The organism is Clostridium sp. AM34-9AC (genome assembly GCF_003480225.1).
Taxonomy (GTDB): Bacteria; Bacillota; Clostridia; order Lachnospirales; family Lachnospiraceae; genus Acetatifactor; species Acetatifactor acetigignens.
Map to the genome: position 1 here is coordinate 77302 of NZ_QUIU01000003.1, position 23956 is coordinate 101257.

Annotated in this window: 21 protein-coding genes; 14 read left to right on the forward strand and 7 right to left on the reverse strand. The window is 49.4% G+C overall.

What is annotated here, in order from left to right; all coding sequences use genetic code 11:
• The first annotated feature begins 450 nt into the window (after positions 1–450).
• Positions 451–3603, forward strand: a complete 3153-nt coding sequence (gene ileS, locus DW835_RS02580; RefSeq protein WP_118730639.1) for an isoleucine--tRNA ligase — start codon at positions 451–453, stop codon at positions 3601–3603.
• Between the two features lie 255 nt (positions 3604–3858).
• Positions 3859–6363 (forward strand): glycogen/starch/alpha-glucan phosphorylase, encoded by a 2505-nt coding sequence (locus DW835_RS02585; protein ID WP_118730640.1) that lies wholly within the window; start codon positions 3859–3861, stop codon positions 6361–6363.
• A gap of 465 nt (positions 6364–6828) precedes the next feature.
• Here DW835_RS02585 and DW835_RS02590 read toward each other — a convergent pair whose 3' ends face one another.
• From DW835_RS02590 to DW835_RS02600, 3 genes are all read right to left on the reverse strand, one after another.
• The gene (locus tag DW835_RS02590) at positions 6829–8877 is read right to left on the reverse strand and encodes a glycosyl hydrolase 53 family protein (protein ID WP_118730641.1); all 2049 of its coding nucleotides are present in this window, start codon (positions 8875–8877) and stop codon (positions 6829–6831) included.
• Between the two features lie 401 nt (positions 8878–9278).
• Entirely contained in the window at positions 9279–9578 is a 300-nt protein-coding gene (locus DW835_RS02595) for an AzlD domain-containing protein (RefSeq protein ID WP_022153690.1), read from the reverse strand.
• Positions 9571–10344 carry an AzlC family ABC transporter permease gene (locus DW835_RS02600; protein WP_118730642.1) on the reverse strand — a complete coding sequence of 258 codons (774 nt, stop codon included), beginning with the start codon at positions 10342–10344 and terminating at the stop codon, positions 9571–9573. Before DW835_RS02600 ends, DW835_RS02595 begins: the two co-directional genes overlap by 8 nt.
• Before the next feature lie 174 nt (positions 10345–10518).
• Between DW835_RS02600 and DW835_RS02605 the strand changes: the two genes are divergently transcribed.
• Positions 10519–10944, forward strand: a complete 426-nt coding sequence (locus DW835_RS02605; protein ID WP_118540018.1) for a protease complex subunit PrcB family protein — start codon at positions 10519–10521, stop codon at positions 10942–10944.
• Positions 10945–10955: 11 nt separating this feature from the next.
• Here DW835_RS02605 and DW835_RS02610 read toward each other — a convergent pair whose 3' ends face one another.
• Together DW835_RS02610 and DW835_RS02615 are read right to left on the reverse strand one after the other, a co-directional pair.
• Positions 10956–11126 (reverse strand): hypothetical protein, encoded by a 171-nt coding sequence (locus tag DW835_RS02610; protein WP_022312711.1) that lies wholly within the window; start codon positions 11124–11126, stop codon positions 10956–10958.
• A gap of 24 nt (positions 11127–11150) precedes the next feature.
• Complete coding sequence (locus DW835_RS02615; protein ID WP_118730643.1) at positions 11151–12092, reverse strand: LysR family transcriptional regulator; 942 nt, start codon at positions 12090–12092, stop codon at positions 11151–11153.
• A 101-nt stretch (positions 12093–12193) separates the two neighbouring features.
• Between DW835_RS02615 and pyrB the strand changes: the two genes are divergently transcribed.
• From pyrB to DW835_RS02630, 3 genes are read left to right on the forward strand one after another with little or no spacing between them, the layout of a single operon-like run.
• Positions 12194–13141 carry an aspartate carbamoyltransferase gene (gene pyrB, locus DW835_RS02620; protein ID WP_118668456.1) on the forward strand — a complete coding sequence of 316 codons (948 nt, stop codon included), beginning with the start codon at positions 12194–12196 and terminating at the stop codon, positions 13139–13141.
• Positions 13135–13560, forward strand: a complete 426-nt coding sequence (locus tag DW835_RS02625; protein WP_118730644.1) for an aspartate carbamoyltransferase regulatory subunit — start codon at positions 13135–13137, stop codon at positions 13558–13560. The genes pyrB and DW835_RS02625 overlap by 7 nt, the downstream gene beginning before the upstream one ends.
• Before the next feature lie 53 nt (positions 13561–13613).
• Positions 13614–14405: a YoaK family protein gene (locus tag DW835_RS02630; protein ID WP_118505366.1), complete on the forward strand. Its 792-nt coding sequence runs from the start codon at positions 13614–13616 to the stop codon at positions 14403–14405.
• Positions 14406–14691: 286 nt separating this feature from the next.
• Here DW835_RS02630 and DW835_RS02635 read toward each other — a convergent pair whose 3' ends face one another.
• Positions 14692–15318 carry a methylated-DNA--[protein]-cysteine S-methyltransferase gene (locus DW835_RS02635; protein WP_118730645.1) on the reverse strand — a complete coding sequence of 209 codons (627 nt, stop codon included), beginning with the start codon at positions 15316–15318 and terminating at the stop codon, positions 14692–14694.
• Between the two features lie 118 nt (positions 15319–15436).
• Here DW835_RS02635 and DW835_RS02640 point away from each other — a divergent pair, with 118 nt between their 5' ends.
• From DW835_RS02640 to DW835_RS02655, 4 genes are all read left to right on the forward strand, one after another.
• Entirely contained in the window at positions 15437–16702 is a 1266-nt protein-coding gene (locus DW835_RS02640; RefSeq protein WP_182430212.1) for a dihydroorotase, read from the forward strand.
• A gap of 67 nt (positions 16703–16769) precedes the next feature.
• The gene (locus tag DW835_RS02645; RefSeq protein WP_118668457.1) at positions 16770–17546 is read left to right on the forward strand and encodes a dihydroorotate dehydrogenase electron transfer subunit; all 777 of its coding nucleotides are present in this window, start codon (positions 16770–16772) and stop codon (positions 17544–17546) included.
• Positions 17546–18451 carry a dihydroorotate dehydrogenase gene (locus DW835_RS02650; protein ID WP_022312704.1) on the forward strand — a complete coding sequence of 302 codons (906 nt, stop codon included), beginning with the start codon at positions 17546–17548 and terminating at the stop codon, positions 18449–18451. Before DW835_RS02645 ends, DW835_RS02650 begins: the two co-directional genes overlap by 1 nt.
• Before the next feature lie 82 nt (positions 18452–18533).
• Positions 18534–20114 (forward strand): SPOCS domain-containing protein, encoded by a 1581-nt coding sequence (locus DW835_RS02655; protein ID WP_118540013.1) that lies wholly within the window; start codon positions 18534–18536, stop codon positions 20112–20114.
• 98 nt (positions 20115–20212) lie between these two features.
• Here DW835_RS02655 and DW835_RS02660 read toward each other — a convergent pair whose 3' ends face one another.
• Positions 20213–20830, reverse strand: a complete 618-nt coding sequence (locus DW835_RS02660) for a hypothetical protein (RefSeq protein WP_118540012.1) — start codon at positions 20828–20830, stop codon at positions 20213–20215.
• A 293-nt stretch (positions 20831–21123) separates the two neighbouring features.
• Here DW835_RS02660 and ispE point away from each other — a divergent pair, with 293 nt between their 5' ends.
• The 4 genes from ispE to murI all read left to right on the forward strand — a co-directional run bounded on the left by ispE (position 21124) and on the right by murI (position 23953).
• Positions 21124–21984, forward strand: a complete 861-nt coding sequence (gene ispE, locus DW835_RS02665; protein ID WP_117466438.1) for a 4-(cytidine 5'-diphospho)-2-C-methyl-D-erythritol kinase — start codon at positions 21124–21126, stop codon at positions 21982–21984.
• A 15-nt stretch (positions 21985–21999) separates the two neighbouring features.
• Positions 22000–22686, forward strand: a complete 687-nt coding sequence (locus DW835_RS02670; RefSeq protein ID WP_022312700.1) for a GntR family transcriptional regulator — start codon at positions 22000–22002, stop codon at positions 22684–22686.
• Between the two features lie 81 nt (positions 22687–22767).
• Entirely contained in the window at positions 22768–23097 is a 330-nt protein-coding gene (locus tag DW835_RS02675; protein WP_145985582.1) for a hypothetical protein, read from the forward strand.
• A 13-nt stretch (positions 23098–23110) separates the two neighbouring features.
• Positions 23111–23953, forward strand: coding sequence for a glutamate racemase (gene murI, locus DW835_RS02680; RefSeq protein WP_022312698.1), 843 nt, complete (start codon positions 23111–23113; stop codon positions 23951–23953).
• Positions 23954–23956: the final 3 nt, after the last annotated feature.

The window sequence follows — 23956 nt, forward strand, 5'->3', positions numbered from 1 at the left end:
ATTATATGAAATAAATGTCGGAAAAGCAAGAAATAAAAGCTTTATAAGCAAATCTCAACATCCGGCTTGACAACGCAAAAAAATGAGATATATAATAGCGGTATATCAAAAATGCATTGACGAAGAGAGTAACTTTTCCGCAGAAAGGCAAAGCGAGCCGGTGATGGTGAGAGACCGGTGCGAGTAAGGGAATCGTGAAAATCACTTCTGAGCTGTCAGAACAAAAGCCCAGGTCAGTAGTTCTGAACGGAATCCCGCCGTTACCGGGAAGCATATCACTCCTATATAATAGGAAGTATGTTGTAAGAGGTGGTTAACGAATGCATGAGCTTCGTCCTGTTACAGGACGGGGCTTTTTTGATACTATTCAGGAAAGCATCGAAGATGCGATTTTGTGAATGAGGAGCTGAATAGTATGATGCTGTAATAAGAAAAGAAAGGAAGCACAGTATGTACAAGCAGGTACCCACAAGCCTGAATTTTGTAGACCGCGAGAAAGCAGTCGAGAAATTCTGGGAAGACAACGACATTTTCAAAAAAAGTATGGAGCATCGTAAGGAAGGCGAAACCTATACCTTCTACGACGGACCGCCTACCGCTAACGGTAAGCCTCACATCGGTCATGTAGAGACCCGTACCATCAAGGATATGATCCCCAGATACCGTACCATGAAGGGATATATGGTTCCCCGTAAGGCCGGCTGGGATACTCACGGACTTCCCGTAGAACTGGAAGTCGAGAAGATGCTGGGTCTGGACGGCAAGGAGCAGATCGAGGAATACGGTCTGGCACCTTTCATTGACAAATGTAAAGAGAGCGTCTGGAAATATAAGGGAATGTGGGAAGATTTCTCCCGTACCGTTGGTTTCTGGGCGGACATGGATAACCCTTATGTTACCTATGATGACAATTTCATCGAGTCCGAGTGGTGGGCACTGAAGACCATCTGGGACAAGGGTCTGTTGTACAAGGGCTTCAAGATTGTTCCCTACTGCCCTCGCTGCGGAACCCCGCTGTCCAGTCACGAAGTGGCACAGGGCTATAAGGCAGTCAAAGAGCGCTCCGCTATCGTACGTTTCAAGGTAAAGGGCGAGGATGCATATTTCCTGGCATGGACCACAACTCCCTGGACCCTTCCTTCCAACGTGGCACTGTGCGTGAATCCGGAGGAGACCTACCTGAAGGTGAAGGCTGCTGACGGTTATACCTATTATATTGCAAAGGCATTGGCAGACAAGGTACTGGGCAGCCTGGCAGAAGAAGGTAAAGCAGCTTACGAAGTACTGGAGACTTATGTTGGTAAGGATCTGGAGTACAAGGAGTATGAGCCTCTGTACAAGTGTGCGGGAGATGCCGCTGAGAAGCAGAAGAAAAAGGCACATTTCGTGACCTGCGATGATTATGTAACCATGACCGATGGTACCGGTATCGTTCATATCGCTCCTGCTTTCGGTGAAGACGACAGCCGTATCGGACGCAACTATGAGTTGCCTTTCGTACAGTTCGTAGACGGCAAGGGTGACCTGACCGCAGAGACTCCTTATGCCGGTAAATTTGTAAAGGATGCAGATCCTCTGGTATTAAAGGATCTGGATGCAGAGGGCAAGCTGTTCGATGCACCGAAGTTCGAGCATGATTATCCCTTCTGCTGGAGATGTGATACTCCGCTGATCTATTATGCAAGAGAGTCCTGGTTCATCAAGATGACCGCTGTGAAGGATGATCTGGTACGTAATAATAAGACCATCAACTGGATCCCCGCTTCCATCGGTGAGGGACGTTTCGGCAACTGGCTGGAGAATATTCAGGACTGGGGTGTATCCCGTAACCGTTACTGGGGTACTCCGTTAAATATCTGGGAGTGCGAATGCGGACACCAGCATTCCATCGGCAGCCGTGAAGAGCTGTACAAGATGAGCGGCAATGAGAAGGCGAAGACTGTAGAATTCCATCGTCCTTATATTGACGAGATCACTATCACCTGCCCCGAGTGCGGCAAGCAGATGAAGCGTGTTCCCGAGGTGATCGACTGCTGGTTCGACTCCGGAGCAATGCCTTTTGCACAGCATCATTATCCGTTTGAAAATAAGGATCTGTTCGAGCAGCAGTTCCCTGCCAACTTTATCTCCGAGGCAGTGGATCAGACCCGTGGATGGTTCTATTCACTGTTGGCAGAGTCCACCCTGCTCTTCAACAAGGCTCCTTACAAGAACGTTATCGTTATGGGCCATGTACAGGACGAGAACGGTCAGAAGATGAGTAAGAGTAAGGGCAATGCGGTAGATCCCTTCAACGCACTGGAGACCTACGGTGCAGATGCCATCCGTTGGTATTTCTACACCAGTTCCGCACCCTGGCTGCCGAAGAGATTCTCCGGCAAGGCCGTACAGGAAGGACAGCGTAAGTTCATGGGTACTCTGTGGAACACCTACGCATTCTTCGTACTGTATGCGAATATTGACAATTTTGATGCTTCCAAATATACACTGGAATACGACAAACTGCCCGTAATGGATAAGTGGCTGCTGTCCAAGCTGAACTCTACCGTTGCAGAAGTAGACAGCAATCTGGACCAGTACCGTATCCCCGAGGCTGCCAAGGCTCTGCAGGACTTCGTCGATGAGATGAGTAACTGGTATGTAAGACGCAGCCGTGAGCGTTTCTGGGCAAAGGGTATGGAGCAGGATAAGATCAATGCCTACATGACGCTGTACACCGCACTGGTGACCATCTGTAAGGCAGCCGCACCCATGATCCCCTTCATGACAGAGGATATTTACCAGAACCTGGTAAGAAGCAATGATGCATCCGCTCCCGAGAGTATCCATCTGTGTGACTTCCCGGTAGTGAACAAGGATCACATCGACAAGAAGCTGGAAGAGGATATGGAGGATGTACTGGATGCTGTCGTTATGGGACGTGCGTGCCGTAACGAGGCTGCCATCAAGAACCGTCAGCCCATCAGCAGAATGTATATCAAGGCAGATTTCACCTTAAGTGAGTTCTACCAGGAGATCATTGAGGATGAGTTAAACGTCAAGGAAGTGGTATTCACCGATGACGTACGTGACTTTACTTCCTATACCTTCAAGCCTCAGCTGCGTACCGTAGGACCTAAATATGGCAAACAGTTAGGCGGCATCCAGAAGCACCTGGCTGCACTGGACGGCAACGCAGCCATGGATGAACTGAATGCAGACGGCGCATTAAAGTTCGATGTAGACGGTGTGGCTGTGGAACTGACCAAGGACGATCTGCTGATCGACATGGCACAGAAGGAAGGCTATGTATCTCAGGAGGACAATAAGATGACCGTTGTGCTGGATACCAACCTGACACCGGAACTGGTAGAGGAAGGCTTCGTATACGAGATCATCAGCAAGATCCAGACCATGCGTAAGGAGAGCGGCTTCGAAGTGACTGATCACATCCGCGTATCCATCAACGGCAACGACAGGCTGTCCGAGATCGCCCGGAAGAACAAAGACGCCATCAGCGGAAAGGTTCTGGCAGACGAACTGACAAGCGGTGCGGAATATGCCGTATCCAAGGAATGGAACATCAATGGCGAGAACGCAGTGATCGCTGTGGAGAGAGTATAAAAGTTTTGCAATAAAATGCCGGAATAAAGAGATTCTGTGGTTTTCCCAACGGGGAGGACCGCGGAATCTTTTCTGTTTCGGAAAAACATTTACGAAACTTACGAAAACCGGCGAAAACAGTTGGAATGCGCATGGAAGTTTGTTATAATATTACCTGTATTTGGTTAAGAATATGGATGAAATCATAACGCTATCCGGTGCGGAATATCTTGAGAAGAGTACAGTACCGGAGAGGCAATAGAGAGGAGAACACAGGTGAAAAAATCAGTAGCAGCCAGCGAGAAGCCGGTAAAGGCAAAAGAGTTCGACAAGGAGCTCTTCAAGAGAAGTGTGGAATATAATGTGCGCACCCTGTATCGTAAGAATCTGGAAGAAGCAGATGCACAGCAGATCTTCCAGGCAGTATCTTATGCGATCAAGGATCGTATCGTAGAGAACTGGATGGAGACTCAGAAGGCATATGAGAAGGAAGATCCCAAGATGGTCTACTACATGTCCATGGAGTTCCTGATGGGAAGAGCACTGGGTAATAACCTCATCAACTTAAAGGCATATAAGCCCGTAGCAGAAGCTTTGGAAGAACTGGGACTGGATCTGAACCTGATCGAAGACCAGGAGCCGGATGCAGCACTGGGTAACGGTGGTCTGGGACGTCTGGCAGCATGTTTCCTGGATTCCCTGGCAACGCTGGGATATCCCGCATACGGCTGCGGTATCCGTTATCGTTATGGCATGTTCAAGCAGGAAATCCGCGACGGTTATCAGGTAGAGGTTCCCGATAACTGGCTGATGAACGGCAATCCTTTTGAATTGCGCAGACCCGAATACGCCAAGATCGTAAAGTTCGGCGGTTATGTCAGCGTACACACCGATGAGAATGGCAGAAATGTATTTACCCAGGAAGGTTATCAGTCTGTTAAGGCAATTCCGTTTGATTTCCCCATCGTGGGTTATGGCAATGGCATTGTAAACACCCTGCGTATCTGGGATGCGGAGCCTGTAGAGTGCTTCCAGCTGGATTCCTTTGATAAGGGCGATTACCAGAAGGCGGTAGAGCAGGAGAACCTGGCACGTAATATCGTAGAGGTTCTGTATCCCAACGACAATCACTATGCAGGTAAGGAGCTGCGTCTGAAGCAGCAGTATTTCTTCATCTCTGCATCCGTACAGGAAGCTGTAGAGAAGTACATGAGAAAGCATGACGATATCCATAAATTCTATGAGAAGGTTACGTTCCAGCTGAACGATACCCATCCTACTGTAGCAATCGCAGAGCTGATGCGTGTGCTGATGGATGATTATTATCTGACCTGGGAAGAAGCATGGGAGATCACCACCAAGACCTGCGCTTACACCAACCATACCATTATGGCGGAAGCATTGGAGAAATGGCCCATCGAACTGTTCTCCAGACTGCTTCCCAGAATCTACCAGATCGTAGAGGAGATCAACCGCAGATTCGTTCTGGATATCCAGCAGAAGTACAGCAATGTACCCGGCGTGGATGTACAGGAGAAGATCCGCAAGATGGCCATCATCTATGATGGACAGGTGAAGATGGCAAATATGGCTATCGTTTCCGGTTACTCAGTCAACGGCGTGGCAAGACTGCATACCGAGATCCTGGAGAAGCAGGAACTGAAGGACTTCTACGAGATGTTCCCGGAGCGCTTCAACAATAAGACCAACGGTATCACCCAGAGACGTTTCCTGCTGCATGCGAACCCGCTGTTAGCTGACTGGGTAACGGCTCACGTAGGTGACGACTGGATCACCGATCTGCCGCAGATCTCCCGCCTGAAGGTATATGCGGATGACAAAAAGGCACAGCAGGAATTCATGAACATTAAGTACCAGAATAAAGTACGTCTGGCAAAATACATTTTAGAGCACAATGGTATCGAAGTAGATCCCAGATCCATCTTCGATGTACAGGTAAAGCGTCTGCATGAGTACAAGAGACAGCTGCTCAATATTCTGCATGTAATGCACCTGTATAACGAACTGAAGGAGCATCCGGAACTGGATTTCTACCCCAGAACCTTTATCTTCGGCGCCAAGGCTGCAGCCGGTTACCATAATGCGAAGCTGACCATCAAGCTGATCAATTCCGTAGCGGATGTGGTAAATAGCGATCCTGCCATTAACGGCAAGATCAAGGTTGTATTTATCGAGAACTACAACGTATCCAACGCAGAGATCATCTTTGCGGCAGCAGATGTCTCCGAGCAGATCTCTACGGCAAGTAAGGAAGCATCCGGTACCGGTAACATGAAGTTCATGCTGAACGGTGCCCTGACTCTGGGAACCATGGACGGTGCCAACGTGGAGATCGTAGAAGAAGTGGGCGAAGAGAATGCCTTTATCTTCGGTCTGTCCGCACAGGAAGTTATTAACTTCGAGAACCATGGTGGCTATGATCCCATGGAAATCTTCAACAATGATCAGGATGTCCGCAAGGTACTGATGCAGCTGATCAACGGAACCTTCGCACCGGGAGATCCCGAACTGTTCCGTCCGCTGTACAACTCCCTACTGAACACCCAGTGCACCGCCAAGGCGGATACTTACTTCATCCTCAAGGACTTCAAGTCCTACGCAGAGGCACAGAAGAGAGTAGAAGCCGCTTACCGCGACGAAGACAACTGGGCTAAGAGCGCGATCCTGAACGTGGCTTGCTCTGGCAAGTTTACCTCCGACAGAACCATCCAGCAGTATGTGGATGAGATCTGGCATCTGGATAAAGTGGTACTGAAGTAAATGGAAAGTTAGTTAAATACATTGGCAAAATCAACGAACTCCCGGAGCATGCGATACACATGTCTCGATGTAAGGTCTCCGGATGTGAATTTTCTACGAAAAGTGATGAGTAGTTCTCGTCATGACGGGGCCGCCTACAGTCGACATCCATGTCGACAATCGGCTGACGCGGACATCGTGTCCGCTTTCCCCCTGCCTTTCAGCACTTTTCTAGAAAATATCAACATCCTCCGACAAACATCTTCGACATGGCACCGCATACGCCGGGAGTTCTGCGTTTTGGAAAGTTTAAAAAAACAGTAGCCCCGGCTGGGTATAAGAATAAGCAGTGCCGTAAGCAGACGTCGGTACTTAGCGGTCGTACTGTGACCGCTTATGTACCGCTACGCTCTGCGACAGAGCGCGAGCGTGCCGCGTTTCTTATACCCTGCCAAGGGCTACGGGGATATTTCGCTAAATTTCTATTTAATTCCCGACCCGATGCAATGTCACATCATCCAGAGTTCCCCAGCTGTTCTTATTACATTGATATCTCACGCCAATGGTCAGGGTGCCGTCGGTGACTTTGATACCGGAGACGGTGGGATTCTGCCAGTCGGCATAGGTGGTGAGCATAAAAGGCACTGTCAGTTCCTTGCCGTCTACGACAGCATACAGCTCCATGGAAGCATCCGCTGCCAGGTCACCGCCCTGTGAGAAAGCGGACAATTCATAAGTACCGGGTTCCAGATCTGTGAAGCTCTGCTCAATGGAAAAGTCCATATCGGAGGTACCGGACCAGAAGTGGAAAGCCACCTCACCGCTGTGGGCATCGGCAGCTTTGACCTGATAGTCGGTGGGATTCGTTTCACCGGAGTATGTTACAGTCCACATAGAAGTATCAGCATCCTCAAAGCCGGGATTCTGTACATAATTGACCCGTTCTACCGTGACAATGGCAGTAACTTCCGTACCTTCATCCAGAGATCCGGCAACTGTGAACTCTCCGCCGTTTTCCGTGTCGATGGCGGCAATATCTTCAGCATCCCAGGTGACAGGAACCTGTTCTTCGGAACGATCGTTATAGATGATACTTACGGTATCCGGAAGCTTGACTTCCGCACCGATATTGCAGGACACCACTATTTCGGGGATGGTGTCTATCGCCAGAGGAGCAGTGGCTCCGTACTTCAGATATTTAAATATATTTAGGGAGGCCAGAGGATGTCCGGTGAAGTCGAACATGGCCTGATTGTCCCAGGAGCTTCCGCCGTAATACTGTCCGGCATCCTTTGGATCATAACCGCCTGCATAACTGCTGGCCCAACCGCTGCCGTATTTTTCCCAGATGGCAGAATTATCAGCATCGGCGGGACCGACCGGGATCCAGGTACCTTCCCAGTAGAAGATGCCTTCGGCACCGGCCTCGCTGGCAGCCGCACAGACATCCCGCACTTCGTTGGCCTGCCCCTGTACGCTGGCTGAATATCCTTCTGCCAGATCATCGGTTCCCTTGATACTGTTGGCAGAGCCATCGCCGTCTTCCGAAGTATAACAGTAAGCGTTTTCCGCTACATATACCTTTTTGCCATAAGTATCACGGATATGGATAATGGCATTTTTCAGATCGTCCATCGTGCCGTGCCAGTAGGGATAGAAGGAAAGACCTACAATATCATAATCGATTTCTTTTACCTGCAGACCGGTCAGCAGTGTATCCAGCTTTTTCATATCATCGATGTTGGTGTAATGTACAGCCACCAGAATATCTTTTCCGGAAGCAGTGGCAGCATCCCTGACAGCCTTACTGCCGGAGGCCAACAGTTTTCGAACGTTTGATGCATCTGTCTCTCCACACATGCCGTTGTTGATCTCGTTGCCCACCTGTACCATACCGACGTCCACACCGGCATCCAGAATCTGCGTCAGGTTTTCCAGAGTGAAGTTATAGAGAGCGTCGGATTTTTCTTCGATATCCATACCTTCCCAGGCCTTTGGAACGAACTGCTTCTTGGGATCTGCCCAGAAATCGGAATAATGGAAATCAATGCAGACCTTCATGCCATACTGCGTGGCACGTTGTCCCAGAGTGATGGCAGTCGCCACGTCATTGTTGCCGCCACCGTAACCGTTGCCGTTCTCATCATAGGGATCGTTCCAGACCCGGAGACGGATATAGTTCACACCAGCCTGCGCCAGCGTCATAAATACATCCTGCTCTTCTCCGTCAAAGTTATAATATTTCACGCCACTGTTTTCCAGAGCCAATACTGCGGATACGTCCATACCACGGTAAAAATCATCGGAAATGCCGTCCACCGGCTCCACATAAACGGTAGACTCCTCCGGCCCTTCCGGCTGGGAAAAAGTGATGACATCCGTGGCATCTGCAGTAGCGGTAACTGCGGATTCTGCCACTGTATCTGCGATTTCCAGATCCTGACTGCCGCATCCGGGCAGCCAGCCCATGACCAGTCCCGCACTGAGATACAGAGTCAACAGCCGTGTACGTAATTGCTTGCTAAAATGTTGCATAAGTAATCCTCCCACAAAACATAATCGAACAACCGCTTGCGCATATATATTATAGCATATTATCATCCATCAAAGATAAAAATGTAACAAAAAGTGCACAATAATTTCGAGGGCTATTGCGCAAAACATTTGTTTTAAATACCAGAAGCAGGGAATCGTAGATGTATTATTGGAATTGAACAAAGCATTGACTGGGCAGCGGATGGATGAGTGGATACAATTGTTCAATGTAGAAACGGTGGATGATCTGAAGATGTTGGAAACCATGACAAAGAACCCCGGAATTCGTACAGGAAATGTTAAAAAAATATGATTTGTAAAAGCTTCTGTGAAGAAGCCGGACCATAAAAATACGCCATGGGGAAGGAATCCTTCTCAATGGCGTGTTTTATTACAAGGCATTATACAAACAATTCGATCACAAACACCAGCACACAGCAGATCACGGATACCGGAAACAGTCCGGCACCGAGCCATGCGGCGATGATACCGGCAATGAGTGCCACCAGTCCGGAAATGGGGGTCTGGGTAGCATGGATGATGGCCGGGAAGGTCATGACGGCCAGCGTCACGTAAGGTACATAGTACAAAAAGGACTGAATAAACTGATTCTTGATGGGTTTACGGATCAGTGTCAGGGGTAAGACACGGATCGTATAGGAGACAGCCGCCATAACAGCAATATAAATATAATTATTCATTTACGTGGTCTCCTTTCTGTACAGATTCTCCGTTTTCCGCAGGAACGGCTTCCTCTGCACCCTGCTTCACCGGGAACAGGATTGCTGCAGCACCGGAGATGATCACGGTCAACAGGATGGTTCTCGTACCTTCTGACAGGGAAGAAATCCCAGGCAGATAGTTGCAGGCAAAGCTCAGTGCGAAGCTGATTGCTACCAGAGCTGCCACGATCTTACTTTTTCTGGCAGGCGGAATGATAATGGCCAGAAACATTCCGTATAACGCAACACTCAGGGCGCTGACAGCACGAAGAGGCAGCGCATTTCCGGCGATGATACCGCAGGCGGTTCCTCCGGCCCAGGCGGGCGCTGCCAACAGGATCGCACCGTAGGTATAGTACGGATTCAGGATACCCGGCCGGGCAATGGTAATGCCGAACAACTCATCGGTGACATCGTAAGCAATGATCAGACGGTGGAAAAAGGGCGTGCTGGGAGAAAATTTCTGGGCCAGCGCACAACTCATGAGTAGATATCTGGCATTGGCAATCAACGTGATGATCGCCACTTCCAGATATGTGGCCTGTGCCGCAATCAGGGTAAAGGCTGCATATTCTCCGGCGGAAGCGTTATTTAACAGGCTTGCCAGAAAACCCTGCATGGGGGTAAAGCCTGCATGTCTTGCGGCAATTCCCAAAGAAAATGATACTGCGAAATATCCCAGAGCAATGGGAAAGCCGTCGCGGATACCGTCGCAGAAGACTTTCCTGCTGAATTTATCATTCATAATTATGATTCCCTCATCTTTCTGTAAGGCGTCTTTTGACGCACATCACCTATTATAACGCACATTTTCAAAGGAGAAAAGGATGAAAATTAATGAGATAGGTACAGAACAGGAGTATATTTCTGCTTTTTTCACATAAATATGCAATAAGGAAGTTTTAACGGTGGATGACGGATGAAAATCAAATGGAGACAGTGGAAAATCATAATGACCGCAGTACTGGGGGCATTGCTGCTCACAGGCTGCGGTCTGCTTTCGAAAGAGAATGTGAAACTCAGAGATCTGGATTTTACGGTACTCAGTGAAGAAAAAATTCCCGAGGAATTAAAGACTGTAATCGCTGAAAAAGGAACGGAGCCATTTCAGCTGACCTACAGTGATAATCAGAACCTCTATATCAGTATTGGTTACGGTGAGCAGAAGACCGGTGGGTACAGCATTGCTGTGGATGCCCTGTATCTGACGGACGATGCCATTCATGTCAGCACCAGCCTCTTAGGCCCGGATATCACCGGACAAAAGGAAGGCGCAGGGAAACCCTCCACGCCTTACATTGTGTTAAAAACAGAACTTCTGGATAAAACCGTGCTTTATGATTAAACGAATGGTTCTTACAGATCCATCAAAATCTCCCGGCGCCGCCAGCTGATAAAACCATACATATCATTGAAAAAGAAGATGGTGAAATTCACTACAACGGGGATGTATGCCGGGTTTTCCAGGGAAGCCAGCGTCCACAGGATCCATTCCTTTTTTGTAAAATTTTTAAATGGATTTTTCAATTTTTTATCCTCCTGAAATATGATTTAGTTGCCAGCAACAGACTCATTTTCAGGATCCAGGATTGGCAGATTACGCTGACAGCGTTCCCGCAGATAACTGCAGAAAGTAGCGGTAGCCCGGCTCTGACTGCGGCTTTTGTCCCACAGCATTTTTACTTCGCGGGACGGTAGAGGCACATTTAAGGTCAGCGGAACGAGACTGTCGTTTTCAAAAAAGGGAGCTGCCAGAGGCTCCGGCACGAAGCCTACTCCCAGATTGTTCTGGAGCAGAGGGATGACCAGATCGGCGGTAGCTACTTCCATGGCGGGTTCGTAGTCCAGATGCTGTTCAATAAATACCTTCCGGTAATATTCATAGCTGGCGGTGCCGTATCCCAGACCAATGATGGAATGGAGCCGGAATTCTTTCAGCGTCATGGGACGATCAGACAAGGCGGCATAGTCGGGGCCGCCGGCGGGAACCTCCCGGAAAGTCAGCAGATCTTCGCAGGCCAGAGCATCATGAAGTTCAAAAGGGGTTGTCACAACAGCCAGATCCAGCCGGCCGTTCTGCAGAGATTTCAGAATCTCCGGAGTGGTATTGTTCTGGATACGTATTTTGATCTCCGGATAGCCAGTCTGGAAATCATGGAGATTCTGTAACAGAAATAAATGCAGGGCGGTCTCGGTGACACCCAGTTCAATGGTGCCGCTGCACACGTTTTTGTTCCGGCACAGTTCGGCTTCCGCATCCAACAGATGTTGACAGGCGATGGCAACATGGGCATAGAGCCGTTTTCCCTCTTCGGTCAGCTTCAGTCCCCGGGGTTCCCGGAGAAATAAACGGCAGTCCAGCTGATCCTCCAGAATATGAATAATCCGGGTCACATTAGGCTGGCTGCTTTTTAAGACCATGGCAGCCTTGGTGATATTTTCGTATTTTGCGACATAATAGAAAATCTTGTAATATTCAAAACTAATATCCATATAAAAATGATATACCTCGCATATAAACTATATATTTTTAGTATCCGTGTGGATATAGTATAATACGCGGTTGAAAAAAAGTAAACAGAGGAGAAAAGGATATGCGACATTTGATTGATTCACTGGACCTGTCGGTAGCGGAGACGCAGGAAATCTTAGACCTGGCAGACCGGATTGCTGCCGATTCCGCTGCATATGCTCATTGTGCAGATGGAAAAATACTGGCAACCTTATTTTACGAGCCCAGCACACGTACCAGATTATCTTTTGAGACGGCTATGCTGAACCTTGGCGGCAGAACATTGGGATTTGCCGGTGCGGAACAGTGCAGTGCCACGAAAGGTGAAACGGTGGCAGATACCGCACGGGTGGTCAGCTGCTATGCAGATATCATTGCCATGCGGCATCCGAAAGAGGGAGCACCGCTCCGAGCTTCCATGTATTCCCGGATTCCGGTGATCAATGCCGGGGACGGAGGGCATAACCACCCGACCCAGACCATGATCGATCTGCTGACCATAAGACAGCGCAAAGGACACTTGGATCATCTGAAGATTGGCTTTTGCGGTGACTTGAAATTCGGCAGAACCGTACACTCCCTGGTGAACAGTCTGGTGCGCTATCCGGGCAATGAATTTTATTTCATTTCTCCGGAGGAACTGAAGGTTCCGGAATATCTGATTGAGGATACTCTGAAACCGGCCAAAGCCCCCTACCATGAGATATCCAGCCTGGAGGAGACGCTGCCAGAGCTGGATGTGCTTTACATGACCAGAGTTCAGAAGGAACGTTTTTTCAATGAGGAAGATTATATCCGGTTAAAAGATATCTACATTTTGGATCAGGAGAAACTGAATCTGGCGAAAGCGGACATGCCGGTTCTTCATCCGCTCCCAAGAGTGGACGAGATCGCACCGGAAGTGGATGCAGATCCGAGAGCAGCGTATTTTCAGCAGGTATTGAATGGTAAATTTATCCGTATGGCATTGATCTTAAGTCTGTTAGACCTTACGGATCCTGTGACGGGAAAGAAGGTGTTTTTATGTTAAACGTAGAATCCATTCAGAATGGTGTTGTGATCGATCATATTCCCGCGGGAAAGGGAATGGACATCTACAGATTGCTGGAATTGGAATCCAAGACGCAGTCCGTAGCATTGCTGCAATCGGTGAAAAGCCAGAAATACGGCTGCAAGGATCTGATCAAGATTGAGGGCGAGACGTTGCCGGAGCGGTTGGATATTCTGGGATATCTGGACAGTCAGATCACACTGATCGTGATCCGGGACGGAAAAGTTTCAAAAAAGTATCATCCGGTTCCTCCACAAAGACTGGTTAATGTGATAAAATGTAAAAATCCCCGTTGTATTACCAGTATAGAGACGAGTTGTGACCACATATTTGAACTGTCACCTTCCGGAAGATATCGTTGCCTGTACTGTAATCAGGAGATGCCTGTAGGAAGGTAATTGTATGTATCGGAGACAGAATCTGCAGGTTACTGAAAGGAATGAGAATTACTATGCAACGTAAATTACACGGACAAATGTCAGAGTCGTTTCTGATTGCTGGAATTCTGTCAATTTCCGGCGGATTACAGGATGCTTATACTTATATGTACCGTGGCAAGGTATTCGCCAATGCCCAGACCGGTAATATCGTGTTGCTGGCCCAGAATCTGGTAGACCGGAACTGGTCCGTGGCGCTTCGGTATTTTTCCCCGCTTTTGTTCTTCGCGTTGGGAGTAGCGGCAGCGGAGTGCATCCATATGCGATATCAGAAGGCTCAGAGGATCCACTGGCGGCAGCTGGTGCTTGCTATAGAGATTCTGTTGCTGTTTGCCGTGGGATTTTTCCCGAATGAGATGGATCTGCTGGCCAATGCCATGGTATCTTTCGCCTGCGCCATGCAGGTACAGGCTTTCCGCAAGGTGAACGGTTATGCTTTTGCCAGTACCATGTGTATCGGTAATCTGCGCAGCGGCATGGAATCCCTGTGTGCCTATGGGAAGACGAAGGACAAAAAAATCTTACGGAAATCCGGCAATTATTTTGGAATCATTTTCCTGTTTGCCGTTGGTGCGGCGCTGGGCGGACATATGATCGGCTACATAGGGGCGAGGACCATCTGGATCTCCTGCATCATATTACTGATCAGCTTCCTGTGTATGTTCATTAAAGAAGAAAAGAAGGAACATCCCGAGATCGTACAGGAGGAACGGGAGATTCGTGAAAATCTGCAAAACATCCGCAAAGAAGCAAAAGATGTGGAACATATTCTGGAGGATGATATCCGTTCCCAGATTGAGAAGTAAAAGTAAAAAAACTGCAACGAAAAATATTACAGTGCTTTTACATCGTCCCGTAAAGCACCGGTCATCTCCTGGACAAAAGTGGTCTGGGAGGAGATCTCTTCCGCTACGACGGCGAATCCGCGGCTATGTTCTCAGGCACGGGTCGCCTCGATGGAAGCATTCAGGGACAGAAGATTGGTTTTTCACACCGCAGTATGGCCTTGCTGACATGGTAAAAAATCGGCCAGAACCGGTGAAATTTGCCGGTTTCCGGTATCATGGACGAAAGGCTGCGATGAAAAAAGTTTCACAGCGATATACCGAATTTCTGCAGGTCTACTTTATTACCGATGACTTCAATGCCGTCGGCCCGGAGGCGGTTGGCCTGTTCGTCGGAACCGCCGAAGGCAAAGGCACCGGAGAGTTCCCCTTTGGAATTGACCACGCGGTAGCAGGGGATATGGTCGGGATCCGGGTTCTTGTGCAGGGCATTGCCCACGGCCCGGGCCATCTTCGGTTCTCCGGCCATGGCGGCAACCTGACCGTAGGTGGCGACGCAGCCTTTCGGAATCTTTTTGACGGCTTCATAGATCCGCTTCGTAGGACTGTCGGTGACGAGATCATAGCTTTCTGCGATCATGCGCCGGATGTCCTCATCGGGGATCGAACCATCTAAAATAATGGTGTTCCAGTGCTCTTTGTTCAGATGATAGCCCGGGATGACGGAGGGAAAGGTGCTTCGCCAGAAATCCCGCCAGGCAGGATCGGTCTTCACATTCAGATGCAGACAGCCATCCTTTTCATAAGTCCATAGAAAAGCTTTTTTACTGCCCTTCACACGTACCAGCTGCCAGTTGGGATCGTGGAAGGGCATTTCCATATAAGTATTTGGAAAAGACAATCCGTAGTTCAGCGCTTCCTCTCTTGTTTTCATGTCGTCAGACCTCCTTTTTTCTATTATAACACTCTTTTCTTTTCTATGAAAACATGATAAACTTTTCCGAGAAACAGGTCACGAAGGCGGGTGGTAAAAGCCCGGGAATGGAGACAATATGATACTGATACATGATGGCTACATGATCGATCCCAAGTCGGGCAGAGAGGGCAATTATGATATCCTGATCGACGGTGACAAGATTGTAAAGATTGCGGAAAAGATAGAACCGAGGGGCAAAGTGACCCGGATCAATGCGGAAGGGTTATTGGTGGCTCCCGGGCTGGTGGATGTGCATGTGCATTTCCGGGATCCCGGCTTTACGGCAAAGGAAGATATCAACACCGGTGCTGCGGCAGCAGCAAAAGGCGGCGTGACCACAGTGGTACTGATGGCGAACACGAAGCCTGCGGTGGACAGTGAGGAGACGCTGCATTATATCCTGGATAAGGGAGCGAAGACAGGCATTCATGTGACCACCTGCGCCAATGTGACCATGGGGATGCAGGGAAAACAGCTGACGGATATGAAGAAGCTGGCAGTGGCAGGTGCCGTGGGATTCACGGATGACGGAGTGCCCCTGCTGGATGCGGAACTGGTGCGCCGTGCCATGGAGATCTCCGCAGAGCTGGACATGCCCATCAGCTTCCATGAAGAAGATCCGAAATATATCGAGAACAACGGTGTGAACCGGGGAAAGGCCAGCGAGTATTACGGTATCGGCGGTTCTGCCAGAGAGGCGGAGATCGCGCTGGTGGAGCGGGACCTGAAGCTGGCAGAAGAGACCGGAGCCTGCATCGACATTCAGCATATCAGCAGCAAGGAAGCGGTGGAACTGGTGCGTCAGGCCAAAAAGCGCTGCTCCAATATCCACGCGGAAGCCACTCCTCATCATTTTACCCTGACTGAGGATGCCGTGATCAAGTACGGTACACTGGCGAAGATGAATCCGCCCCTGCGGGAGGAAGCGGACCGTCAGGCGGTGATCCGGGGACTGGTGGACGGCACCATCGATATGATCGCTACGGATCATGCACCCCATACTGCGGAGGAAAAAGCAAAGCCGATCACAGAGGCACCCAGCGGCATTACCGGGTTGGAGACGTCTCTGGCGCTGGGCATTACGGAACTGGTGGACAGAGGATATCTGACCATGAAGCAGCTGTTGCGTCTGATGAGTACCAATCCGGCGGCTATGTACCATCTGGATGCCGGATATCTGGCCGAGGACGGCCCGGCGGATGTGATTCTGATCGATACCGCAGCGGAGTTCACTCCGGAGAAATATGCGTCCAAGGCCACGAATACACCGTTTACCGGATGGAATCTGAAGGGTGAAGTGAGGAAGACCATCTGCGGAGGCAGAATCGTATACGAAGCGTAGAGCCCATGGTAGAGAGCACTTATAAGAGCGCTATAGCGTTATAAATAGAAGAGAAAAGGACAATAACATGAAAAAGAAAATCACAGCAACTGTGCTTTCCCAGAAGGAGATCGCACCCAGAATTTTTGACATGTGGATCGCTACAGATCTGGCTGAACAGGCAAAAGCCGGTCAGTTCATCGGCGTATACCCCAAGGACCGGAGCACCTTGCTGCCCCGTCCTATCAGCATCTGTCAGGTAAGCGACAAAAAGGATGCCCTGCGCATTGTGTACCGGATTGCCGGACAGGGCACCGCGGAATTTTCTTCTTATACAGAAGGAGACAGTGTGGAGATTCTGGGAATCTTAGGCAACGGCTTCCCCACAGAGGCAGCGGAAGGCAAAAAAGTATTCCTTATGGGCGGAGGTATCGGTATCCCTCCCATGCTGGAGCTGGCAAGAGAGCTTCCGGCTTCCGCAGAAAAGCAGATCATCGTGGGCTACCGTGATAACCAGCTGTTCTTAAAAGAGGATCTGGAAGAGAACGGAACCGTATATATTGCCACCGAGGATGGCAGTGTCGGCACGAAGGGCAATGTCATGAATGCCATCGAAGAAAATGCATTGCAGGCAGATGTGATCTTTGCGTGCGGACCGATGCCCATGCTCCGTGCGGTCAAAAAATATGCGGAAGAAAAAGAAATCAAGGCCTATATCTCTCTGGAAGAGCATATGGCCTGTGGCGTGGGTGCCTGCCTGGGCTGCGTGGTAAAGACCAAAGAAGTGGATCATCATTCTCATGTGCATAATGCGAGAATCTGCACCGATGGCCCCGTATTTGATGCTGAGGAGGTAGAGATCTGATGAATACACAGACAACGATTGCAGGAGTAACTTTCAAAAACCCCGTAATGACAGCATCCGGAACCTTTGGCTCCGGCATGGAATATGAAGAATTCGTAGATCTGAACCGCCTGGGTGCGGTGGTGACCAAGGGTGTAGCCAATGTGCCCTGGCCCGGCAACCCGACCCCTCGTGTGGCAGAAGTATATGGCGGCATGCTCAATGCCATCGGTTTGCAGAACCCCGGCATTGACGTATTCATGGAGAGAGATATTCCTTTCCTGAAAAAATATGATACGAAGATCATTGTGAACGTCTGCGGTAAGACCGTGGAGGATTACGTGGATGTGGTAGAGCGACTGGGAGACGAACCGGCAGTCAGCATGCTGGAGATCAATGTATCCTGTCCCAATGTCAAGGAAGGAGCCATTGCGTTCGGACAGAAAGCAGATGCTCTGTACAATATTACTTCCGAACTGAAAAATCATGCAAAACAGCCCATTATCATGAAGCTGAGCCCTAACGTAACGGACATTACGGAGATGGCAAAGGCAGCGGAGGCAGCAGGCGCAGATGCCCTGTCCCTGATCAATACCATCACCGGTATGAAGATCGACATTCACCGCAGAAAATTCGCCATTGCCAACAAGACCGGCGGCATGAGCGGCCCTGCCATCAAACCCATCGCTGTCCGTATGGTCTATCAGGTGGCACAGGCGGTACAGATCCCCATTATCGGTATGGGAGGTATTGCCACGGCGGAGGATGCCATCGAATTTATCCTGGCAGGTGCCAGCGCTGTCAGCGTCGGAGCCATGAATTTTGTGGATCCCTATACTACCGTGAAAGTAGTGGAGGGCATCGAGGATTACATGCGTACCTACCATGTGGAGAATCTGACCGATCTGATCGGTGCAGTGCAGTAAGATACAGAGAACAGAATACGGTATAAGTACACAGAGACCTTCATATATATAGATATATCTGTATATATGGAGGTCTTTTGTTGTGGAGCTGATCAAGAAAAATATACATATGGACCGGGTAAAACGATCCACTGTCATACAGTTTACCATGGAGGAGGATCTGAATCTTCCAGAGGATAAACCGGACATCAGTACCCTGAACCTGGAAAAGGGAGAAGTTGTCATCGAGGAGATCCGGCCCGGTACGGATGAGGTGACAGTACGGGGAAAACTGGGCTATGCCATTCTGTATCATACGCAGGAGACAGGGAGCAATCTGGTGCTTTTAAGCGGTGCACTGCCCTTTGAAGAAAAAATTCATATGGAGGGAACGTTGCCGTCAGATACTGTAGCGGTGAATGGAACCGTAGAAGATTTCACGGTAAATATGATCAATTCCCGGAAGCTGAATCTGCAGGCATTGCTGCTTCTCACGGCCCGGATCGAAGAGATTTACGATGAAGAACTGCCCGTGGGAATCCAGGGAGGCAGTGCCGGAGAAGGTGTGGAATACCGGATCTCGCCCATGGAGGTGACGGAGCTTTCCATCTGCAAGAACGATATTTTTCGCAAAAAAGAGGAGATTCCGCTGCCCTCCAGCTATCCGAATATTTACCAGATCCTCTGGAGTAATGTGTCACTGCGGGATGTGGAATTCAAGCCACAGGAAGAGAAACTGGCAGTGCAGGGAGATATTCAGGTCTTCGTTCTCTATGAGGCAGAGGGGGAGGAGCGGTCTATTCGTTCCTATGAGACGACAATTCCGCTGAATGGCACTCTGGAATGTCAGGGATGTCGGGAGGAATTGCTGCCGGACATCCGGTATTCACTGGTAAGACAGGAACACGGACAGCCAGAGCTGACGATCCAGCCGGATCTGGACGGGGAAGAGAGAATCCTGGGGCTGGAATGTGCTCTGGAACTGAATATCCGTCTCTATGAGGAAGAGCAGATCGATATTTTAAGAGATATTTACGGCGTGACAAAAGAAGTGATCCCGGACACCAGAGATGCCAGCCTGCGTCAGTTGCTGGCCAGAATCACAGGCAAGACAAAAGTGACGGATCACAGAAAGACCGATATCGGCTCAGCAATACTGCAGGTGTTGCACAGTGAGGGAATCGTAACGATCGATCATCAGGAGACCACAGAGGAAGGAATCCGCCTGCAGGGCAGCATTGATCTTACAGTGTTGTGCATTACGGAAAATGATGAGACTCCTTATGTGAGTACCAGAGAGCAGATTCCGTATGAATATACCCTGAATGTGCAGGGAGTGACGGGAACGGATCAGGCAGAGGTACACAGTGAACTGGAGCAGCTGCAGGTGAATCTGCTGGAGGGAGAGGAACTGGATGTAAAGGCTGTTCTTTCCTTTTCCACGACCGTGATGAAGAATATTCCGCTGGAAGCCATCGAAGGGGTGGAAGAGCAGGAAATCGACAGTAATGTGCTGGCCGGACTGCCCAGTGCGGTGATCTATATTGCGGCACCGGGGGATGACCTGTGGAGCATCGGCAGGAAATATCATATGCCGGTGAAGACTGTAAGAGAATTAAACGCGCTGGAAAGCGATGAATTACGCCCGGGGCAGAAGGTGCTGCTGGTAAAAGGTCTGGCCTGATACAGTTCGGAAAAGAAAAACCATGTTGTACATGGATGCGTTCTGTGGCATCGGTACAACATGGTTTTTCTATAGGAAAGTCTGTCGAGAATACGACATTATTCTTCTGTGGTCAGTCCGGCATCTGCTGCCAGCTTGTCGAATTTCTCCATAACAGCATCATAAGTCTTCTGGGAGATCTCGGGAAGAGAACCGCCCCAGGTCTTCTCAGCCTGTGCGTAGCCCTTCTTGAATGCCTCGCGCATGGACTCGATCTTGTCCGGGTCACCGCCGGTCAGAGCATTGGCAAACTGAATGATACGGTCGGAAGTCTGGTTCACACCCCAGTAACCGTCCTCGGCGATATCTGCCTGCGCCTGTGCCTTGGTAGCAGGATCTACGGTGAAATTACCGGAACGTAAAAAGGACCAGATGTCATTGGCATTGCCGTAGGTGTTAGCCTGCTTGCCCATCATCTGTTCTACCAGAGAACGAAGCTGACTGGCACGGTTTTCCGCATCTGCCTTTAATCTGTTGACCAGATTGGTATCCGGTGTATAGGTTTTCTTCGTGGAAGAAGTCTTGGCAGCGGTGCTGTGCTCATAGATGACACCGGTATCTTCCGCGGTAGTTGTAGTTTTTGCTTCCTCTGCGGAAGTTTTCTCTTTTGCTGCACTTGTGCTGTTATAGCTGTAGGCTGCAGCGGCCTGGGTTGATGTAACTCCGTTTACGCTCATAGTTTCCTCTTTTCCGGTACGGTTCTGCTGTCCGTACCTGTTGTCATCCTTGACTATACATGTTTTAACCTTCTGAGGGTTTTTGGTTTCACCTGTTATATCGTCCCCGGACAGTGGATACTTTAGAGGATTTAGAGAAAAACAGGGGAAAAATCTATGGAAAAATCTATGGAAAGAACCGCACTCCATTGACAAAATACGCAGGATTGTATAAAATTGAGTACAATTATTGTATACACGCTATTCAGAGGCATGTAGTTTTGGAATAGCGCCCTAACGTATTGGAGACAAAAATGAACGAATATCGGATAAAAGCGTATGCCAAGATCAATCTGGGGCTGGATGTGGTCAGAAGACTGGAGAATGGTTACCATGAAGTGAAGATGGTCATGCAGACTGTAGGAATCTATGATGTGCTGGACTTTGAGAGAACAGACGGTGGGATCGTGATAACCACAGATTCCGGTGAACTGCCTACGGATGAGAATAATCTGATCTACAAAGCGGCAAAACTGATGATGGAGACTTATCCTATCAGTGGAGGCGTGAAGATCCATCTGGAGAAGCATATTCCCATAGCAGCGGGCATGGCCGGCGGCAGTACGGATGCAGCAGCTACCTTAAAAGGAATGAACCGTCTGTTTGATCTTGGGTGCACACTGAAGGATCTGATGGAACTGGGGGTGAAGATCGGTGCGGATGTTCCCTATTGCGTCATGGGCGGAACGGCGCTGGCTGAGGGAATCGGCGAGAAACTGACACCGCTTGCTCCGGCACCGGACTGCTATGTACTGGTGGCAAAGCCCGATATCAATGTTTCCACCAAATACGTGTACGAACATCTGGATGCTCAGGAGATCGTGAAACATCCTGATATTGACGGTATGGTGGAAGCCATCGCTGAGGAAAGCTTACAGGGAATCCTGGACCGGATGGAAAATGTGCTGGAGACGGTAACCGTCAGTGCATATCCTATAATCCAGACGATCAAGGACCGTATGAAGGAACTGGGAGCCATCAACAGTCTGATGAGCGGAAGCGGTCCCACGGTATTCGGTATTTTTGTAGAGAAGGACATGGCCCGCAGGGCATATGATAAATTAGAGGAGGAACAGCTGGCAAAGCAGATTTTCCTGACGGAATTTTGTGAGTAATGCCAGAGTAGAGGTATGCAGGATAATTTACAGGTGACAATGGATGAATTTCTGCCACTCAGAGATGTGGTGTTCAATACTTTGCGTCAGGCCATTCTGACGGGGGAACTGAAGCCGGGAGAACGACTGATGGAAATCCATCTTGCCAACAAGCTGGGAGTCAGTCGTACGCCGATCCGGGAAGCCATCCGTAAGCTGGAACTGGAGGGACTGGTGACCATGATCCCCAGAAGAGGAGCAGAAGTGGCTCAGATCACGGAGAAGAGCATGAACGATGTGCTGGAGGTCCGCAGGGCCATGGATGCGCTCTGCGTGGAGCTGGCGTGTGACCGGATCACTCCGGAGGAATTACAGGATCTGAAAAAGGCCTGCGATACCTTTGAAGCGGCGGTGAAGACCGATGACATTAAACAGATCGCACAGGCGGATGTGGCATTGCATGACATCATTGTACAGGCCACGGGGAACCAGCGCCTGATCCAGCTGGTCAACAACCTGTCCGAGCAGATGTACCGTTATCGTTTTGAGTATATCAAGGATTTCAGCCAGCATGAGCGCCTGGTGGAGGAACACAAGGTCATCTATGAGAGCATCGTGAAAAAGGATAAGGAAACGGCATCCAATATGGCCAAGGTGCATATAGATAATCAGAAAAAGGCGATCATCCGCCAGATCCGTCTGGAACGGGAGAAAAATAAATAGATTTCAAAAGTATAATCTGTCCGGAAAGCGGTAATGATTTCCATAGAACCGAAACGGTAATTTATGGAAAGAGGAATGCTGATGGATAGATTATATGTTTGTTATGAAAAATATCGCAGGATGATTGCAGAAAAGAAAATATTACACCGGCTGGTGCAGGGAGTCCGGATACTGACTGTGGCACTGGCCTGTTACGGCTGGTGGGGCGTGATCTACCCGGAGCTTACGATGCTGCCGTCCACCTATGAGATCGTATACGAGGAGACGGAAGCCACGGAGGCAGAGACTGTACAGACCGGTCCGGAAGTGGTAGAATGGAATTCCGACAGCCAGATCTATTGGAAGATTCTGGAGGCGGATCCGGAGCAGATCCGGTTCAAGAGCAGACTGCTTACGATGTTAAAAAAATAAAAGGAGAAATCCCATGTATCAGGAGAATGTTACTGCGCTGAAAAAGGATGCCCCCATCGGGGTATTCGATTCCGGTATCGGCGGACTGACCGTTGCCCGGGAGATCATGCGGCAGATTCCCAATGAGAAGATCATATATTTCGGAGATACGGCAAGAATGCCCTACGGCAGTAAGTCCAAGGAGACGGTGACTCGCTTTTCAAAGCAGATCGTGCGGTTTCTGGAGACTTTTCAGGTGAAGACTATTGTGGTGGCCTGTAATACGGCGAGTGCCTATGCACTGGATGAACTGGAAAAAGAGATCGATGTTCCGATCATCGGTGTAATCAAGCCGGGAGCCAGAACCGCGGCGGAGGTGACACGTAACGGCCGCATCGGCGTGATTGCCACCGAAGCTACCATCGGCAGCCAGATGTACAACAAATACATACAGGAACTGAATAAAGATGTTACGATCTACGGCAAGGCCTGCCCGCTGTTCGTACCTTTAGTGGAAGAAGGCCTGTGGGAAGATCCCGTGACCGATGAGATCGCAAAGCGTTATCTGTCAGAGTTGATTGATATTGACATCGATACCCTGATTCTGGGGTGTACCCATTATCCGCTGATCCGTTCCACAGTGGGACGTGTCATGGGAGATCAGGTGACGCTGGTGAATCCGGCATACGAGACAGCCAGAGAACTGAAGGGACTGTTACAGCATTATCATATTCTCAATGATGAGGAGCCGCATCTGGGAGAGAACAAGTACCAGTTCTATGTCAGCGATGGGGCGGAGAAGTTCAAGCACTTTGCCAATTCCATTATTAAATACGGAATCCTGTCGGCCAAGACCATTAAGATCGATGAGTATTAGAGG

Bases quoted from the DNA above. Each gene is read 5' to 3' on its own strand.
- ileS (WP_118730639.1), top strand. From the start codon at position 451: ATGTACAAGCAGGTACCCACAAGCCTGAATTTTGTAGACCGCGAGAAA.
- DW835_RS02590 (WP_118730641.1), bottom strand. From the start codon at position 8,877: ATGCAACATTTTAGCAAGCAATTACGTACACGGCTGTTGACTCTGTAT.
- DW835_RS02595 (WP_022153690.1), bottom strand. From the start codon at position 9,578: ATGAATAATTATATTTATATTGCTGTTATGGCGGCTGTCTCCTATACG.
- DW835_RS02600 (WP_118730642.1), bottom strand. From the start codon at position 10,344: ATGAATGATAAATTCAGCAGGAAAGTCTTCTGCGACGGTATCCGCGAC.
- DW835_RS02605 (WP_118540018.1), top strand. From the start codon at position 10,519: ATGAAAATCAAATGGAGACAGTGGAAAATCATAATGACCGCAGTACTG.
- DW835_RS02615 (WP_118730643.1), bottom strand. From the start codon at position 12,092: ATGGATATTAGTTTTGAATATTACAAGATTTTCTATTATGTCGCAAAA.
- pyrB (WP_118668456.1), top strand. From the start codon at position 12,194: ATGCGACATTTGATTGATTCACTGGACCTGTCGGTAGCGGAGACGCAG.
- DW835_RS02625 (WP_118730644.1), top strand. From the start codon at position 13,135: ATGTTAAACGTAGAATCCATTCAGAATGGTGTTGTGATCGATCATATT.
- DW835_RS02630 (WP_118505366.1), top strand. From the start codon at position 13,614: ATGCAACGTAAATTACACGGACAAATGTCAGAGTCGTTTCTGATTGCT.
- DW835_RS02635 (WP_118730645.1), bottom strand. From the start codon at position 15,318: ATGAAAACAAGAGAGGAAGCGCTGAACTACGGATTGTCTTTTCCAAAT.
- DW835_RS02640 (WP_182430212.1), top strand. From the start codon at position 15,437: ATGATACTGATACATGATGGCTACATGATCGATCCCAAGTCGGGCAGA.
- DW835_RS02645 (WP_118668457.1), top strand. From the start codon at position 16,770: ATGAAAAAGAAAATCACAGCAACTGTGCTTTCCCAGAAGGAGATCGCA.
- DW835_RS02650 (WP_022312704.1), top strand. From the start codon at position 17,546: ATGAATACACAGACAACGATTGCAGGAGTAACTTTCAAAAACCCCGTA.
- DW835_RS02660 (WP_118540012.1), bottom strand. From the start codon at position 20,830: ATGAGCGTAAACGGAGTTACATCAACCCAGGCCGCTGCAGCCTACAGC.
- ispE (WP_117466438.1), top strand. From the start codon at position 21,124: ATGAACGAATATCGGATAAAAGCGTATGCCAAGATCAATCTGGGGCTG.
- DW835_RS02670 (WP_022312700.1), top strand. From the start codon at position 22,000: ATGCAGGATAATTTACAGGTGACAATGGATGAATTTCTGCCACTCAGA.
- DW835_RS02675 (WP_145985582.1), top strand. From the start codon at position 22,768: ATGGATAGATTATATGTTTGTTATGAAAAATATCGCAGGATGATTGCA.
- murI (WP_022312698.1), top strand. From the start codon at position 23,111: ATGTATCAGGAGAATGTTACTGCGCTGAAAAAGGATGCCCCCATCGGG.